Source organism: Nonomuraea sp. NPDC001636 (assembly GCF_040298265.1).
Lineage (GTDB): Bacteria > Actinomycetota > Actinomycetes > Streptosporangiales > Streptosporangiaceae > Nonomuraea.
The window spans coordinates 546,847-563,577 of sequence record NZ_JBEOZT010000002.1 but is presented as its reverse complement, the minus strand read 5'-3'; the positions used below and the strand labels follow the sequence as shown (position 1 = coordinate 563,577).

The window sequence follows — 16,731 nt, the reverse complement described above, 5'->3', positions numbered from 1 at the left end:
CGTCCTCTGTGTCGCCTTGACGGTCTTCGTCGCCTGGCACGTGTGGCCGGCGCCCGGCGGCGCGTGCCCGGCTGGTCGCGCTGACCGGCGCGGAACCGAGGGCGTGCGGAATCCCAGGGAAGGAGAGACGTGATGGGCGGTCAGATCGTGGTGGCGGTGGACGGATCCGCGCCCGCGACCGCGGCGGTGGAATGGGCGGCGGCCGACGCCGCGCGGCGCGGGCTGGACCTGCGCATCGTGCACGTGCGGGGGCCCGGCGGGACGGACGACCCCGCCCGCGCGCTGGCGACCGCCGCCGCCCTGGCCGTGCAGGCCGGACGGACCGGGCAGGCCGGACGAGCCGGGCAGGCCGGGCAGACAAGGCCGGTCGGGGTGACGACGGAGGCGCTCGCCGGGAACGTCGTGGACACCCTGGTCGCGGAGTCACTCGCGGCCGACAGCCTGGTGCTGGGCGCGCGCGGGCTCGGCGGGTTCACCGGCATGCAGGCCGGGTCGGTGAGCGTGGCCGTGGCCGGGCACGCCGCCGCCCCGGTCGTCGTCGTCCGGACGCCGCCGCAGGGGCGGCACGACCGGGTGGTGGTCGGCTTCGACGGCTCCGGGCACGCGCGGACGGCCATGGAGTACGCCGTCGAGCAGGCCAGGGCGCGCCGGGCGCGGCTGCACGTGGTCTCGGCCTGGCAGATCCCGGTCTCCTCGCCGTACGCCGCCGCCTACGGCAGCCTCATCGAGGTCATGCAGGACGCCGACCGCCAGGCGCACGGCCACGTCGTCCCGTGGCGGCAGGCCAACCCCGACCTGGTCATCAGCGAGGAACAGCCGTGCGAGCACCCGGTCTCGGCGTTGGTCCGCGCCGCCGGGACGGCCGACCTGGTGGTGGTGGGCGCGCGCGGGCTCGGCGGCTTCGCCGCGGCCGTGCTCGGCTCGGTCGGCCACGGAGTGCTGCACCACGCGGCCTGCCCGGTGGCGGTCGTCCGGCCGCGCTTCTGACCTCCGGGGCGGCCCCCTTCACATGGAGTGGATGCGGCGGCCGGTGACATGGTGGGGGACGATCCGGATGTGCAGCCGCCGGTCGCCGCCCGCCCACGGGGTGACGTCCGAGCCGTCCTGCTCGTCGGGGGTCACGTGGTGGGCGGGCCCCTGCACGAGCACGCTCCACCCCTGCCGCCGGGCCTCGTCGATCCGGTCCACCTCGAAGCCCACCATGATCTCGACGCCCGCCAGGCCGGTCCGCAGGTCCTGGTCGAGCGGGCCGCCCGCGGCGGTGCGGAAGACGATGGCGCCGTCGTGCACGCGGAAGTTGACCGGCAGCACCGTCGGCCCGTGCGAGCCGTTGAACGCGATCCGGCCGATGCCGCCGGGCGCGATCAGGCGCAGGCACTCCTCGCGGTCGAGGACCTCCAGGACGGGCTCGGCCATCGCGGGCCCGACGCCCGGCGGACGGTCGCGCCCGCCGCCCAGCAGGTCCTGGCCGGTGGTCCCGAGCGCGTCGGCCAGCCGGTTCAGGGTTCCCCTGTCCGGGATGTCCACGTGCTCCTCCATGTAGCGGAGGTAGCCGGCGGACATGTCCGCCCGCTCCGCCACCTGCTCGACGGTGAGCCCCAGCCGCTGCCGGTGGTACTGGATGCGGTGGCCGAAGTCGCCGGTCCCTGTCACTGTCTCCTCCTGCCGCCGCGTCCTCATGCGTGTCGCAGCCTTCCAGGCACCCCGTACCCCGGACAGGGTCCTTCGCCCCTTCATGGGACCAACGTCCCTCGGCCCCGGGACGCACGGCCCTACGGCGCGGCGGCCGGGAAGAGAAGCCTGGCCTGCATGGATGTCCTGGATCTCTCCCGGTGGCAGTTCGGCATCACGACCGTCTACCACTTCCTCTTCGTGCCGCTCACGATCGGCCTGTCGATCATCGTGGCCGGTCTGCAGACGGCGTGGCACCGGACGAAGAAGCCGGAGTACCTGCGGCTGACCCGGTTCTGGGGCCGGCTGTTCCTGATCAACTTCGCCATGGGCGTGGTGACGGGCATCGTGCAGGAGTTCCAGTTCGGGATGAACTGGAGTGACTACTCCCGGTTCGTCGGCGACGTGTTCGGGGCGCCCCTGGCCATGGAAGGGCTGATGGCCTTCTTCCTGGAGTCCACTTTCCTCGGCCTGTGGATCTTCGGCTGGGACCGGCTGTCGCCCCGGCTGCACCTGGCCACGATCTGGCTGGCCGCCATCGGCACCAACATCTCGGCCTACTTCATCCTGGCGGCCAACTCCTGGATGCAGCACCCCGTCGGCTACCGGATCAACAACGGCCGCGCCGAGCTGACCGACATCTGGGCCGTCCTGACCAACTCGACCACGCTGGTCACCTTCCCGCACGTCCTGTTCGGCGCGTTCCTGACCGCGGCCGCGTTCGTGCTGGGCGTCAGCGCCTGGTTCCTGCTGCGCAAGCGGGACGTCTCCCTCTTCCGCACCTCGGCCCGGCTGGCGCTGGCCGTCAGCCTGGTCTCGGCGGTCGGGGTGTCGTTCTCCGGCCACTGGCAGGCCCAGATCATGACCGAGCAGCAGCCGATGAAGATGGCCGCCGCCGAGGCCCTGTGGGAGGACGAGACCTCCGCCGGCTTCTCCCTGTTCGCCATCGGCGACGTCGAGAACGGCCGCAACCACGTCAACCTGCAGATCCCCTACGGCCTGAGCCTGCTGTCCACCAACACCCTGGACGGCGAGGTCGAGGGCATCAACGACATCCAGGCCCGCTACCAGGCCCTGTACGGCCCCGGCGACTACCGGCCGATCGTCGGCCTGGCCTACTGGTCCTTCCGGCTGATGATCGGGTTCGGCATGTTGTCGGCGCTGCTCGCCCTGGCCGGGCTCTGGCTGACCAGGCGCGGCCGGCTGCCCGCGGGCCGCTGGGCCTACCGGCTGGCCATCGCCGGGATCGGCCTGCCGTTCCTGGCCAACAGCATGGGCTGGATCTTCACCGAGATGGGCCGTCAGCCGTGGACCGTATTCGGGCTGATGCGCACCGCCTACGCCGTCTCGCCGACGGCGGACGTCCCCTCGGTGGCCATCACGCTGGTCGGCTTCACCCTGGCCTACGCCGTGCTCGCGATCATCGAGATCCGGCTGCTGGTCAAGTTCATCCGGATCGGGCCGAACGAGCAGGACGAGCCCGAGACCGCCGTCCCCGCGCTGAGCTACTGAGGAAATCATGGAAAACGTCTGGTTCGTCCTGATCGCCGTGCTGTGGACCGGCTACTTCCTGCTGGAGGGCTTCGACTTCGGCGTCGGCATCCTGATGCCCGTCCTGAGCCGCGAGGAGGCCGACCGGCGGGCCGTCCTGAGGACGATCGGCCCGGTGTGGGACGGCAACGAGGTGTGGCTGCTGGTGGCCGGCGGCGCGACCTTCGCCGCCTTCCCCGAGTGGTACGCCACCCTGTTCAGCGGCTTCTACCTGCCGCTGTTCCTCATCCTGCTGGCGCTCATCGCCCGCGGCGTGGCCCTGGAGTACCGCAGCAAGAGCGACAGCACCCGCGGCTGGGACCGGGCGCTGTTCTGGGGCTCGCTCGTCCCGGCCTTCCTGTGGGGGGTGGCGTTCGCCAACATCGTGCGCGGTGTGCCGCTGAACGCCGAGCACGAGTACACCGGCACGCTGCTGACCCTGCTCAACCCGTTCGCGCTGCTCGGCGGGCTGGCCACGCTGCTGCTGTTCACCCTGCACGGCGCGGTCTTCCTGGCCCTGCGCACCACCGGCGACCTGCGCCTGGCCGCCGGCCGGATGGCCAAGAGCATCTCCCCGGCGGCGTTCCTGGTCGTGATGGCGTTCCTGCTGCTCTCGGACGGCGGCGGCGGCGCGCTGCGGTGGGCCGCCGTGGTGCTGGTCGCCCTCGGCCTGGCCGGCGCGGTGGCCGCGACCGTGCGCGGCCGTGACGGGTGGGCCTTCACCGCCAGCGCGGTCGCCGTGGTCGCCCTGGTGGCCGCGATCTTCACCGGCCTGTTCCCGAACGTCATGCCCGCCCTGGACCCGGCCAACAGCCTCACCGTGACCAACGCGGCCTCCAGCCCGTACACGCTGACGGTGATGACCTGGGTCGCGGCCGTCTTCACGCCCGTGGTGCTGGCCTACCAGGCGTGGACGTACTGGGTGTTCCGCCGCCGCCTCACCGGCGCCGTCCGGACCTGACGGCATCAGGATCGGCGGCGGCGGCGCCGTCAGCTCCGGGCGGCGTCCACCGCGGCCAGCACGGCGGCAGACATGGCCTGGTGGCCCGAGGCGTTGGGGTGGAGTCCCACCGAGTCCACGCCCTCCATCGGCTCCATCCACCGGACGCCGAGGGGCTTGCACAGGTCGTGGCCCACCGAGCCGGTGTAGGTGTCGACGAATCGGGCGCCGCCCGCCGCGGCGCGGGTGGCGAGCATGGTGTTGAGGCGCTTCTCCACGTCCCGCAGCCAGGGGGCGTCGCCCTTGGCGATGGGGACGGTCGCATAACAGTTGCTCCCGTCGTCCGGCATGATGACCGGATAGCCGACGACGAGGACGTCCGCGCCGGGGGAGCGCCGCCTGATCTCCTGGAGCACGGCGTCGATCTTGTTGCCGGTGGCGGCGATGCGCCCGGCGAGCTGGTCGATGCCGGCCAGGGTGTAGCTGGTCCTGCACGGCGCGCCGCCGGGGTTGAGCTTCCCGAGGATGACGCAGCGGCCGATGATGCCGCTGACGTCGATGTCGTTGCCGCCGACTCCCAGGGTGACCAGGGCCGTCTCCGGGCGGAGCGCGTCCAGCTGGGGCGGGGCCGCGCCCTGTGCGCCGGTCATGTTCGCCGTGGTCGCGCCGGCGCAGCTGACGTCCGTGAAGGCGGCGACGGCCCGCGCGGCCGCGGTCAGGGTCGGGTAGTTGCGGTCGGAACGGCCGCAGTCGGCGTCCGTCTGATCGGGGATTCCCGGCCCTGCGGTGTAGGAGTCGCCGAGGGCCACGTAGTGGCCGACGGCGGTGTCGCGGGCGGAGGCGTGCGCGGCCGGCGTCGCGAAGACCGAAGAGACGGCCGCCGTGAGGACCGCCGCCGAGAGTGTGAGGGACTTCTTCCCGAACATGGCCACCTTCTCTGGAGGGGGGTGAGGGCAGGGGCCGGCGCGGCGGCGGAGGTGAGCACCGCGCACGCAGGGCGAACCCGCGGCGCGCAGCCATTTCCTACCAGGTGGTTAGTTTTGCCGGGGCGCGGGCGTCCCGTCAAGATCCGGGTCGCGGTCGTCCTCGGAACGCCGGACGGGCGTGGTGATCATCGGCCGGGCGCGGCGCGTAGGGTGGTGACCCGAAGCGGATACGATCCGTTCGCAGGCGACGCCGGGAAGGGCGGGTGATGGTCCGGTGGCGCAGAGGGCGACCGTCTACGACGTCGCTGAGCGGGCAGGCGTCTCCATCGCGACGGTCTCGCACACCTTCCGGCAGCCGGAACGGGTTCGCCCGGCGACGCGCGAGCTGGTCCTGCAGGCCGCGCGGGCCCTCGGCTACGTGCCGAGCGGCAGCGCGCGCGGGCTCGCGAAGGGCCGCTCCCAGGCGCTCGGCCTGTACGCCTTCGACATGTTCCTGCCCTCCGACCTCGGCGCCCAGGATCTCGACGCCATGGTCGCCCGGGAGCTCGACGGCCTCGGCGACGTGCGGCGATTCCCGCTCTACGTCGACGAGATCCAGCGCGGGTTCGAGCTGGAGGCGCAGCGGCTGGGCCGCCCGGTGATGCTCGGGTCCGGGGCCAGCCGCGACTCGCTGGGCAGCTTCGACCTGGCCGGCAGCGTCGACGGCCTGGCGATCTTCCCGGGCGGCGCGGCGCGCGACCTGCTGGAGCACGTCGGGCGCGGCGTGCCCGTGGTGATCTTCAGCAGCCCGCCCATGCACGACCCGCTGCACCACATCACGGTGGCCAACGAGAGCGCGGTGCGCGAGCTCGTCGATCACCTGGTCGAGCGGCACGGCCGCCGGTCCCCGGCGTTCCTCGGCGAGCCGGCCGCGCCCGACATCGCCGCCCGGTTCGCCGGGTTCCAGGCCGCGCTGGCCGCGCACGGGCTGCCGGTCCCCGAGGAGCCGTTCGACACCACCGCGCTGGCCCAGGACAGCCTGCGCTCGTTGCGGGCCGCCATCGCGGCCGGCGACGTGCCGGACGCCCTGGTCTGCGCCACCGACCAGCTCGCGCTCACCGTCATGGACCTCCTGGCCCGGCACGGCATCCGGGTGCCGGACGACGTCGCGATCACCGGCTTCGACGGGATCGTCGCCGGGCGGCTCTCGAACCCGACGCTGACCACGGTCCGCCAGCCGTTCGCCTCGATGGGGCGGCTCGCGGTGCGCATCCTGACCGACACCGCGTCGGGGGTGTCCCACCCCAGGTCGTACGTGCTGCCGACGCGCATGGTGCGCGGCCGCAGCTGCGGCTGCTCCTGACGGAGTTTTATCTCGATTGCGCATTGGGGCTGGATTTCTGGCGTGTTAAGCGCATAAATTCTCAGCCGTTCGGGGGAGGCAACACAGGCCGACAGAAAGGAACTGGCCGTGCGACACAGATCAACAGTGGCGGCCCTGGCCGCGATCGTCGCCGCGACGGCGCTCACCGCGTGCGGCCGGGCCGACGAGGGCGCCGGACGGGCCCAGCCGTCCTCCAGCGTCGCGGCCAAGGCCGCCGGCGCGATCACGATGTGGGCGATGGGCAACGAGGGCGAGCTCCTGCCCGAGTTCGTGAAGAAGTTCGAGGCCGCCAACCCGGGGGTCAAGGTCGACGTGACCGCCATCCCCTGGGACTCGGCCTACCAGAAGTTCCAGACCGCCATCGCCGCCGGGAACGTTCCAGACCTGGCCATGATGCCCGGCCTGCCGGTGTTCAAGGACGCCTTCGCGCCCGTGCCCGCCGCCATCGACACGGCGGGCATGTACCCGGGAGCCGTCTCGACGGGGACGATCGGCGGCCGGCTGCTGGAGGTGCCCTGGTACGTCGACGTCCGCGCGCTCTACTACCGGACGGACCTCGCCCGCAAGGCCGGCTGGGACAAGCCCCCGGCCACCTGGGACGAGCTGCGGCGGATGGCGGCCGACCTGCAGCACAAGGCCGGTGCGAAATGGGGCATCCGGCTGCCCGCGGGCACGACCGGATCGTTCCTGTCCTCGCTCTGGATGCCGTGGTCCAACGGCGCGGAGCTGATGAACGCCGACCAGTCCTCGTGGACACTCGACACCCCGGAGTTCGCCGCGGCGTACGAGTACCTGGCGTCGTACTTCAAGCAGCGCATCGCCGATCCGAACGCCGACACGGCGCCCGCCGCCGCGGTGAAGGACTTCCTGACGGGCACGACGCCGATGCTCGTCGCCGGCCCCTTCCTGCGCGGCGCCATCTCCCAGGCCGGCGGGGACGCGTTCGCGGGCAAGTACGCGACCGCGCCGCTTCCGGCGGGCAAGAGCTCGACCTCGTTCGTCGGCGGCGCGAACCTCGTGGTCTTCAAGGGGGCCAAGAACCCCGACTCGGCCTGGAAGCTCGTCCAGTGGCTCAGCGAGCCGCAGACCCAGGCGGCCTGGTACAAGGTCAGCGGCGACCTGCCGGCGACCCAGAGCGCGTGGCAGGATCCGGCGCTGGTCGCCGACCCGACGCTCGCCGCGTTCGCCGAGCAGCTCAAGACGGCCAAGGCGCCGCCGCAGCTCGTCGCCTTCGACAAGGTCGGCGCGGCGGGCGACTCCGCGATCGAGCAGATCGTCAAGGGCGGCCACCCGGTGGCGGACGCGCTGCGCAAGCTCCAGCAGCAGGCCGACGGCATCGGGGTGTCCTGAGCGGTGTCGAACCCCATGTCGCCCACCGCCCCCGGACGGGCGCGCGCCTCCCGTGACGTGCGCGCCCGCCGGGCCGGGGGAGCCAACTCCGAACGCCGGCGCCGCCAGACGACGGTCGCCTGGCTGTTCGCCGCGCCGTTCGTCGTCGTCTTCGCGGTGTTCATGGTCCTGCCGATCGCCGGTTCGATCGGCTTCTCCTTCACGGACCTGACCGCGCGGGACATCCAGTCGCCCTTCAACGTGAACTTCGTGGGCCTCCAGCAGTACGCGGACGTCCTCACGGATCCGGAGTTCCAGAACGCCGCCGGGGTGACGGCGCTGTTCGTCCTCGTCGGCATCCCCGCCACGGTGGCGCTCGGGCTGGGGCTGGCGCTGGCGCTCAACTCGGGCGTCCGCCGGCTCAGGCCGGTATACCGCGTCGCCTTCTACGCGCCGGTGGTCACGAGCGTCGTCGCGGTCTCGGTCATCTGGCGCCACATCCTCGCCCGCGACGGGCTGCTCAACATGGTCCTCGCCCTGGTCGGCGTCGACGGGCCGGACTGGCTGAACAGCACCACCTGGGCCCTGCCCTCGTTGATCCTGATGGCCGTCTGGCGCAACACCGGGACCCTCATGGTGATCTTCCTGGCCGGGCTGCAGGCCGTCCCGGCCGACGTCGCGGAGGCGGCGGCGATGGACGGCGCCGGGCCCTGGCGCCGCCTGCGCAGCATCACGCTCCCGCTGCTGCGCCCCACGATCCTGCTGGGCTGCGTGCTCATCTCGGTCGGCTACCTGCAGTTCTTCGAGGAGGCCTTCGTGATGACGCAGGGCGGGCCGCTCGGCTCCACGCTGTCCATGACGTACTACACGTTCAACGCCTTCGGCTTCGGCGACTTCGCCAAGGCGTCCGCGGCGAGCTACATCATGTTCGTCGTCATCGCGGCGGTCGGCGTCCTGCAGTTCCGCCTGCTCAGGAGGGCCACATGACCCAGCAGGGACGCCTGACGGCGCGCTCGCTCAGCTACGTGGTGCTGACCGCCGGCGTGGTGGTGTGGCTCGCGCCGTTCGCCTGGATGGTGCTGGGCGCGTTCAAGACGCAGGACGAGATCTTCGCCGACCCCCCGACGTGGTGGCCGCACTCGCCCACCGGCGGGAACTTCGCCCGCTGGCTCACCGAGCTGCACTTCGGCACCTTCTTCGGCAACAGCCTCGTCGTCGCCGTGCTCACCGTGCTCGGCAACCTGCTGTTCTGCTCGATGGTCGGCTACGCGCTGGCCAAGATGGACTTCGCCGGGAAGCGCGTCCTGCTCGGCGTCGTGCTGGTGACCATCATGGTGCCCGGCGTGGTGACCTTCGTGCCGCTCTTCGTGATCGTCGCGAAGATGGGCATCCTGGACACGTACGGGGCCCTGGTGCTGCCGTTCCTCACGCAGCCCGTGGGCGTCTTCCTGATGCGCCAGTTCATGCTGGACATCCCCGACTCGCTGCTGGAGGCCGCGCGCATCGACGGCGCCTCCGAGACGAGGATCTTCACCCGGGTGGTGCTGCCGCTGTGCGGCCCCGCGCTGGCCACCCTCGGCATCCTCACCTTCCTCGGCTCGTGGAACAACTTCCTGTGGCCGCTGGTGGCGAGCCAGACCGAGTCGATGTACACGCTGCCGGTGGCGCTCTCGCTCTACTCCACCGGCCAGTACGCGACCGACTACGGCACGCTGCTCGCCGGCGCCGTGCTGATCATCACGCCGATCCTCGCGCTCTTCGTGTCCCTGCAGCGCTACTTCGTGCAGGGCATCGCCACCATGGGCCTCAAATGACCACACCTCCGACCCCCAGGACAGGATCGAACATGACGACTTCGCACCCGCCGGCCTTCCCGGACGGTTTCCTGTGGGGCGCGTCGACGGCGGCCCACCAGGTGGAGGGGAACAACGTCGGAAGCGACTTCTGGCAGGCGGAGCAGGACGGGAGCTGGGGCCTGCGCGAACGTTCGGGGGACGCCTGCGACAGCCTCCACCGGTGGCCGGAGGACCTGGACATCGCCCGCGACCTCGGTCTCAACGCCTACCGGTTCAGCGTCGAATGGGCCCGCGTGGTGCCCGCGCCCGGTCACCCGTCGCCGGCCATGCTGGACCACTATCGCCGGATCATCGAAGGGTGCGGGCAGCGCGGGCTGACCCCGGTCGTCACGCTCCACCACTTCACCAGCCCCGCGTGGCTCAGCGCCGGAGGCGGATGGACCTCAGGGGAGGCGGTCGCGCACTTCGCCGACTACGTCCGCGCGGTGCTGCCGATCCTCGACGGCGTGCCCTGGGTCTGCACGATCAACGAGCCCAACATGCTCGCCCTGATGGCCGCGCGCCGCAGGCACGGCGCCGGCGAACCCGCGCCCTCCTTCGTCCCGCCGGATCCCGGCGTGACCGCCGCGCTGGCCCGCGCGCACCAGGAGGCCCGCGACCTGCTCGCCTCCGTGCCCGGACTGCGGTCGGGGTGGACGGTGGCCAACCAGAACGTCCAGGACCACGGCGCCGGCCCGGACCGCACCGCCGAGCTGTCGTACCTGCTCGACGACCAGTACATCGACCTGGCGAAGGACGACGACTTCCTTGGCGTGCAGGCCTACAGCCGCCTGCGCGCGGGCGCGGACGGCGTCATCGCCCCCGGCCCGGACGACAGGCGCACGATGACGGGCTGGGAGTACTACCCCCTCGCGCTGGAGGACTCGGTCCGGCACACCGCCGCCCGGCTCGGCGGATCGACACCGCTGCTCGTGACCGAGAACGGCATCGCGACCGGCGACGACGACGAGCGGATCGCGTACACGACGCAGGCCGTGACGGGCCTGGCCCGCGCCATGGCCGACGGCATCGACGTGCGCGGATACCTGCACTGGTCACTGCTGGACAACTACGAGTGGGGATCGTGGACGCCCACCTTCGGCCTCGTCGCGGTCGACCGCACCACGTTCCGCCGCACGGTCAAACCCAGCGCCCGCTGGTTCGGGCGGCTCGTCCAGAACCCGGCGGCCGCTCTGGGCGGGGAGGCCGCGTCGTGACGGACACCCTGGACGTGACCCTGGACGCCGCGGACCTGGCCCGCCTCGTCGACGGCGCGGCCGCCCTCGACCCGGGAGCCCACGGCGGCCTGCGCCCGCGAAGGCTGCCGCCATGGGCCCGCGCCCAGCACGACGACCCCTGGTTCGACGTCATGGAACAGGCTCCCACCGGCGTCTCCCTCCGCTTCGCCACCCGCGCGACCCTGCTGCGGCTGCGCCTGCACACCCGCTCGCTGCGGCCGGCCGGCGCCGCGGCCGCCAGGCCGCACAGCCTCGCCGTCGTCGTGGACGGCGCGGTGGCGGGACACGTCGCCATCCCCGAAGGGGACGTCGTCGTCATCGGCGCCGACCGGCAGGTCGCCGGCCGGGAACAGCGCGACCCGTCCGAGGTGACGGTGGCTCTCGTGCCCGACGGCGGCGAGAAGCAGGTCGAGATCATGCTGCCGCACGACTGCGCGGTCGAGGTCGTCAGCCTGGCCGCCGACGCCCCGATCTCGCCGTCCGCCGGCGGCCTCCCGCGCTGGACGCATCACGGCAGCTCCATCAGCCACGGGCTGCAGGCCGCCACCCCCGACGGCACTTGGCCGGCGCGGGTCGCCCTGGGCGCCGGCTGGCGGCTGCGCAACCTGTCGTTCGGCGGGAACGCGCAGCTCGACCCGTTCGTCGCCCGCATGATCAGGGACACGCCCGCGGACCTGATCACCCTGAAGGTGGGCATCAACCTCGTGAACGCCGACTCCATGCGGGCCAGGACGATGCTGCCCGCGGTGCACGGCTTCCTCGACCTGATCCGCGAGGGCCATCCGGACACGCCGGTGGTCCTCATCACCGCGATCGCCTGCCCGGCGCACGAGCACACGCCGGGACCGACCGTCGATCGCGGCGGCACGGCCGCCGGGGCGGACCGGGCCCTGGAGGCCGACGACGGAGCCCTGACGCTGGCCGCCACCCGCCGGATCATCGAGCGCGTCCACGCCGTGCGCGCGGCCGGCGACCCTCACCTGCACCTGGTGGACGGCCGTACCCTGCTGGGCGAGCAGGACGCGCACCTGCTGGGCGACGGGCTCCACCCCACGCAGGAGGGGCTGGACCTCATCGCGCGGCGCTTCCAGGACACGGTGGCCGGCCTGCCGGCCCTGGCGGGGCTGCTCGGCGGCCGGCGATGAGGGCCGCGCTGGTGCCGTGGCCGCACGCGGTCGCGCTGGACCACGCGACGACGACCGTCCTGCACCCCGGCCGCGTCGAGATCCGGGCCGACGATCGTCTGCGCGACGCCCGCGCGTGGCTCGAGGGCGAGTTCGCCCGGCTCCCCGCCACCCCCTCGGCGGGCGGCCCGTCCCCGTCGCGCGTCGTCCTGCTGATCGGCGAGGCGCCCGGCGACGTGCCGCCGGCCGGCGGGATCGCGCCGGAACAGCTCCCCCCGGACGAGCGGCACACCGTGACGATCACCCCGGAGGAGATCACGATCACCGGCCCGACCCCGCACGCGGTCCTGCGGGGCGTCGCGACGCTGGTGCAGCTGGCGGAGTCGGCGGCGGGCCGGCTGCCGGTCGGGCGCATCGCCGACGGGCCCGCCCTGGCGTGGCGGGGCCTGATGCTCGACGTCGTCCGGCACCCCTTCCGCCCGGACGAGATCCGCCGCGTCATCGACCTGCTGACCCGGTACAAGCTGAACGTGCTGCACCTGCACCTCACCGACTCCGGCGGCTGGCGGCTGCAGTCGGCGGCCCGTCCCGAGCTGGACGCGACCTCGCCCGGCGAGCTGATCACGCGGCGCGAGCTGGCGGAGCTGACGGCGTACGCCGCGGCCCGCGGGGTGACGATCGTGCCCGAGATCGACCTCCCCGGGCACGCCCACGCCGCGATCCGCGCCTGCCCGGAGCTCGCCGGCGACCGGACCGCCGCCCGCCTGGGCTACGTCGATCCGGCCGTGCCGGGGGCCGAGTCCTTCATCGCGGAGACCGTCACCGAGTTCGCGCAGGCGTCCGGTGCCCGGTTCGTGCACGTCGGAGGGGATGAGCCGTTCGGGATGCCCGTCACGGCGTACACGCGCGCGGTGAAAGTGGCCGTCCGCGCGGCGCACGACGCCGGCAGCCGGGTCGTGGCCTGGCAGGAGACGGTACGCGCCGGGGCGCTGGGCGACGGCGACCTCGTGCAGCTGTGGATCGGCGCGGAGACGAGCATCGACGCCGACGCCAAGAAGGCGGAGCTGCCGGAGTCCGCGCACCCGTTCGTCGACCAGATGGTGGCGTTGTTCGCCCTCGCGCCGTCCGACGGGCCCGCCGCGGCGGCGGCCGGGCTGCCGGTGCTGCTGTCCTCCAGCGACGTGCTGTACTACGACCGCCCGTACGCCGAGCCCGCCGCGGACGCCGAGGGGGAGGCGCGCCGGGCCCGGCTCGGGTTCCGCGACTATCCGGCCAAGACCCTCCGGCAGATGTTCGAGTGGACCCCGCGGTCCCTGGTGCCGGGGCTCGACGTCCGCGTCGCCGGGGTGGAGGCCGCGATCTGGTCGGAGACGATCACGTCCTTCGACGATCTGGCGTTCCTGCTGCTGCCCCGTCTCCCGGCCGCGGCCGAACGATCCTGGACGCGCGAGCCGGCGACCTGGGAGGACCACCGGGCACGCCTGCGACCGCACGCCGCCACGTGGCGGGCGACGGGATGGGGAGCGGCGTACCGGCCCGCGGCGGAGCCGTGACCCCGCCACGGCCCGGGGCCCGTCGTGGTCCCGGGGCTCGTCGCGGCCCCGGGGCTCGTCACGGTCCCGCGGGCTCGTCGTGGTCCCGGGGCTCGCCGCGGCCTCGGAGGTCGTCGTCGTCAGGCCTGCACGGGCGACCCGCCGAGCTCGGTCACCGTCAGGGCGCGCAGCAGGTGCGGGTGCAGGCCCTCGGCCCGCGGCCGGGGCAGGCCGGCGGCGATCGCGGCGTCGGTGAGCGCGGCCCGCGTCCAGGCCAGGTCGACCCGCCGGCCCGCCTCGCCGGTGAGCAGCGGGTGGTCGGCGGGCCGGTCGCCGCACAGGCGGCGCAGCGGGCGGCGCAGGTAGGGGGCGAGCGGGAAGGCGACGATGTCGCCCCGCCCGTCGTGCAGGGTGATCAGCACGGGGTCGCCGGCGCCCACCAGGTGCACGTCGCACGGGGTCAGCCGGGCCAGCGCGTCGACGGACGCGCCGGTGGACTCCAGCAGCCCGACGGCCACGGCCTCGGCTAAGCGCCCCTCCTCGGCCAGCAGGGCGACCCCGCCGCGCAGCAGCCGCCGCTCGGCCGGGGTGGGCGGGTGCGCGGCCGGCGCCGGGAGAGCCGGCCCGTGCCGTCCGGCGAAGGCGTAGAACGAGGCCAGCACGGCCCGCCGGCGGATCACCGTCGCGCGGGCCAGCGGCCGGCCGGACGGCGCCAGACCGGCGGTGAGCGCGGCCAGGCAGTAGGCGTCGACCTGCGACCCGGCACCCAGCACGTCGCCGCCGGGATCCTGCCCGCGCAGCCACCGCAGGTAGGAGGCCAGCACCCGCAGCCGCGTCCGCCGCAGGGCCGGGGAGGGCCGCTCGCGCAGCCAGGCCGCCGCCAGGCCGGCCGCCGCCGGAGCCAGCCCCTCGACGACGTCGACGTCGGCCGCGGGGACCTCGCCCCCGTCGGCGGGACCGCGCCGCGGACGCAGCCCCTCGATGCGGGAGACGAGGCCGCGGGCCTCCTGACCGGTGAGCGCGCCCCAGGACGCGACGGTGTCCTCGGCCATGCTCAGCACACGTCCGGCACGACGACGGGATCGGCGGCTGGGTCGGCGGCGGCCCGTGCCGGAGCACAACAGGACGAAAGGGAGGCGTGGAGGACGTCACTGCTCGCGCCCAACGGACCCATCATGATCTCGATCGTCTCATGGAACTGCGCCCGCGGGCTCCATCCGGCCGGGCCGCCGGGGCCGCGGGACCCGGGGGCGCGGCCGTCCGCCGAGGTCAGGGTTCGATCAGGCCGGCGCGGATGGCGTAACGGGTCAGGTCGAGCCGGTCGTTGAGGCCGAGTTTGGCCAGGATGTTGCTGCGGTGGCGGTCGACGGTCTTGGGGCTGATGACCAGGGTGTCGGCGATGGCCTTGGTGGAGTGGCCCTCGGCGATGAGCTTGACGATCTCCTCCTCGCGGGCGGTCAGCAGGCTGTCGGGCAGCGGGTCGCCGTGCCGGTGGCGGTGGAGGTAGTCGCGGATCAGCGCGGTGACCGCCCCGGGGTAGAGGAACGGCTCGCCGCGCATCGCCGCCCGGCACGCCTCGATGAGGTCGCGGTCGGCCACCGACTTCAGCACGTAGCCGCAGGCCCCGGCCTTGAGCGCGGCGAAGAAGTACTGCTCGTTGTCGTACATCGACAACATCAGCAGCCGGATGCCGGGCCGGCGGCGGGAGATCTCCCGCGCGGCCTGCAGGCCGGTCATGCGCGGCATGGCGATGTCCAGGACGACCAGGTCGATGTCGTGGGTGCGGACGGCCTCGACCGCCTCGGCCCCGTCGGCCGCCTCGGCGACCACGGTCAGGTCGGGCTCGGCGTCGAGGATCAGGCGGACGCCCTGACGGACGAGCGCGTGGTCGTCGGCGAGCAGGATGCGGGTCATCGGGCGTTCTCCTTGGCCGCGCCGGGGACGGTGAGGACGATCTCGGTGCCGCCGCCGGGCGGCGAGTGCACGCTCAGGCGGGCCCCGATGAGCAGGGCGCGCTCGTGCATGCCGCGGATGCCGGCGCCCGGCTCGCCGATGCCGCCCCGGCCGTCGTCGGTGACGCGCAGGACCAGGTCGCCGTCGTCGGGCGTCAGCGTGAGCGTCGCCCTGGTGGCCTGGGCGTGGCGGGCGACGTTGGTCAGGCTCTCCTGGGCGATGCGGTAGAGCACCAGCTCGACCTCGGAGCTGAGCGGCGGCAGCCCCGCGGCCAGTCTACGCGTGACCTCGACCGTGCCGGTCTGCGACAGGTCGGTGGCCAGCGCGGTGAGGGCGCTGGTCAGCCCCAGGTCCTCCAGGACGCCGGGGCGCAGCCGGTGGGCGACCTGGCGCACCTCGTCCAGGCTCGTCCTGATCGCCTCCTGGACGTGGCCGAGCTCGTCGGCCAGCTCCGCGGGCGCCCGGTCGCGCACCCGCTTGAGCGCCAGGAGCGCGACGGTGAGGCTCTGGCCGATCTCGTCGTGCAGCTCGCGGGCGATGCGGCCGCGTTCGGCCTCCTGGGCGGCCAGGGCCTGGGCGCTGGCCACGCTGCGCTCCTCCTCCAGCCGGTCCAGCATCTGGTTGAAGGTGTCGGTGACGCTCCGCAGGTCCCGGTTGCCGGCGGGCAGCCGGTCGTGGGTGTGCAGCAGGTCCACGCGTCGCATGAGGGCGGTCAGGGAGGTCAGCGGGGCCAGGCTGGCCCGCACCAGGAACGCGTTCGCCGCCAGGATCAGCGCCAGGCCGATGAGCAGCACCGGGATCTCGGTCAGCAGCACCGGTGAGGAGACCGTCGCGGGGGACAGCGCCAGCACGAACGTGCCCGCGGCGAAGACCAGCGCGTTGATGACGAACAGGCGGCGGAACAACGCCTGGGCCGGAGTGCGGCCAGGCGGCTCCGGCGCGGTGGCGACGGCGTCTTTCATGCCTCTAGCCTGGGCGTTCGTCGCGCGCGCTGTCCACTGACCCGGCTCGAATACGGTCGCGCCCCCACCCGATATGGGGGCCGGACCCGATGGGCGCGGGCCCCCGCGCGGTGATGCCATGGTCTCCCCGGAAAACAGGGACGGACCGTAAGGAGGTGGGCGATGCGTGGCACGGACCTTCTCCGAGCCGCGGCGGCAGGACCGCTTCTCCTCCTGCCCGCCCGCGGGTCGCGGTCCGTCCCCCGGGGCCAACTGACGCGCGGGCCGCGCCGGGGGCCGGCCGCCGTCCCGTGGCCGGGGCCGGGCGCCTGAGCCGCCCCCGCCGCCT

The 16,731-nt window shown here is 73.5% G+C and carries 15 protein-coding genes; 10 read left to right on the top strand and 5 right to left on the bottom strand.

Going from position 1 to position 16,731, the window contains the following annotated elements; genetic code table 11:
- Window positions 1-132: 132 nt before the first annotated feature.
- Complete coding sequence (locus tag ABT158_RS06310) at window positions 133-987, top strand: universal stress protein (RefSeq protein WP_352351495.1); 855 nt, start codon at window positions 133-135, stop codon at window positions 985-987.
- Window positions 988-1,005: 18 nt separating this feature from the next.
- Here ABT158_RS06310 and ABT158_RS06305 read toward each other — a convergent pair whose 3' ends face one another.
- A complete protein-coding gene (locus ABT158_RS06305; RefSeq protein WP_352351493.1) occupies window positions 1,006-1,653 on the bottom strand; it encodes a pyridoxamine 5'-phosphate oxidase family protein in 648 nt (215 codons plus the stop codon).
- A gap of 156 nt (window positions 1,654-1,809) precedes the next feature.
- Between ABT158_RS06305 and ABT158_RS06300 the strand changes: the two genes are divergently transcribed.
- Both ABT158_RS06300 and cydB read left to right on the top strand, forming a co-directional pair.
- Window positions 1,810-3,183: a cytochrome ubiquinol oxidase subunit I gene (locus tag ABT158_RS06300; protein ID WP_352326394.1), complete on the top strand. Its 1,374-nt coding sequence runs from the start codon at window positions 1,810-1,812 to the stop codon at window positions 3,181-3,183.
- 7 nt (window positions 3,184-3,190) lie between these two features.
- Window positions 3,191-4,162 (top strand): cytochrome d ubiquinol oxidase subunit II, encoded by a 972-nt coding sequence (gene cydB / locus ABT158_RS06295; protein ID WP_352351491.1) that lies wholly within the window; start codon window positions 3,191-3,193, stop codon window positions 4,160-4,162.
- A gap of 29 nt (window positions 4,163-4,191) precedes the next feature.
- Here the strand turns inward: cydB and ABT158_RS06290 are convergent, their stop codons facing one another.
- Window positions 4,192-5,067, bottom strand: coding sequence for an SGNH/GDSL hydrolase family protein (locus ABT158_RS06290; RefSeq protein ID WP_352351489.1), 876 nt, complete (start codon window positions 5,065-5,067; stop codon window positions 4,192-4,194).
- Window positions 5,068-5,341: 274 nt separating this feature from the next.
- Here ABT158_RS06290 and ABT158_RS06285 point away from each other — a divergent pair, with 274 nt between their 5' ends.
- The 7 genes from ABT158_RS06285 to ABT158_RS06255 all read left to right on the top strand — a co-directional run bounded on the left by ABT158_RS06285 (window position 5,342) and on the right by ABT158_RS06255 (window position 13,509).
- Complete coding sequence (locus tag ABT158_RS06285; RefSeq protein WP_352351487.1) at window positions 5,342-6,409, top strand: LacI family DNA-binding transcriptional regulator; 1,068 nt, start codon at window positions 5,342-5,344, stop codon at window positions 6,407-6,409.
- A 108-nt stretch (window positions 6,410-6,517) separates the two neighbouring features.
- Window positions 6,518-7,780: an extracellular solute-binding protein gene (locus tag ABT158_RS06280; protein WP_352351485.1), complete on the top strand. Its 1,263-nt coding sequence runs from the start codon at window positions 6,518-6,520 to the stop codon at window positions 7,778-7,780.
- A gap of 3 nt (window positions 7,781-7,783) precedes the next feature.
- The gene (locus tag ABT158_RS06275; RefSeq protein ID WP_352351483.1) at window positions 7,784-8,746 is read left to right on the top strand and encodes a carbohydrate ABC transporter permease; all 963 of its coding nucleotides are present in this window, start codon (window positions 7,784-7,786) and stop codon (window positions 8,744-8,746) included.
- Window positions 8,743-9,573 (top strand): carbohydrate ABC transporter permease, encoded by an 831-nt coding sequence (locus ABT158_RS06270; RefSeq protein WP_352351481.1) that lies wholly within the window; start codon window positions 8,743-8,745, stop codon window positions 9,571-9,573. Before ABT158_RS06275 ends, ABT158_RS06270 begins: the two co-directional genes overlap by 4 nt.
- Window positions 9,574-9,605: 32 nt before the next feature.
- Window positions 9,606-10,811: a glycoside hydrolase family 1 protein gene (locus ABT158_RS06265; protein WP_352351479.1), complete on the top strand. Its 1,206-nt coding sequence runs from the start codon at window positions 9,606-9,608 to the stop codon at window positions 10,809-10,811.
- Window positions 10,808-11,977, top strand: a complete 1,170-nt coding sequence (locus ABT158_RS06260; protein WP_352351477.1) for a GDSL-type esterase/lipase family protein — start codon at window positions 10,808-10,810, stop codon at window positions 11,975-11,977. The genes ABT158_RS06265 and ABT158_RS06260 overlap by 4 nt, the downstream gene beginning before the upstream one ends.
- Entirely contained in the window at window positions 11,974-13,509 is a 1,536-nt protein-coding gene (locus tag ABT158_RS06255; RefSeq protein WP_352351475.1) for a family 20 glycosylhydrolase, read from the top strand. The genes ABT158_RS06260 and ABT158_RS06255 overlap by 4 nt, the downstream gene beginning before the upstream one ends.
- Before the next feature lie 119 nt (window positions 13,510-13,628).
- On the opposite strand, the gene ABT158_RS06250 is transcribed toward ABT158_RS06255, so the two are convergent.
- From ABT158_RS06250 to ABT158_RS06240, 3 genes are all read right to left on the bottom strand, one after another.
- Window positions 13,629-14,540: a site-specific integrase gene (locus ABT158_RS06250; protein WP_352351473.1), complete on the bottom strand. Its 912-nt coding sequence runs from the start codon at window positions 14,538-14,540 to the stop codon at window positions 13,629-13,631.
- Window positions 14,541-14,757: 217 nt separating this feature from the next.
- The gene (locus ABT158_RS06245) at window positions 14,758-15,402 is read right to left on the bottom strand and encodes a response regulator (protein ID WP_352351471.1); all 645 of its coding nucleotides are present in this window, start codon (window positions 15,400-15,402) and stop codon (window positions 14,758-14,760) included.
- The gene (locus ABT158_RS06240) at window positions 15,399-16,403 is read right to left on the bottom strand and encodes a HAMP domain-containing sensor histidine kinase (protein ID WP_352351469.1); all 1,005 of its coding nucleotides are present in this window, start codon (window positions 16,401-16,403) and stop codon (window positions 15,399-15,401) included. Before ABT158_RS06240 ends, ABT158_RS06245 begins: the two co-directional genes overlap by 4 nt.
- Window positions 16,404-16,731: the final 328 nt, after the last annotated feature.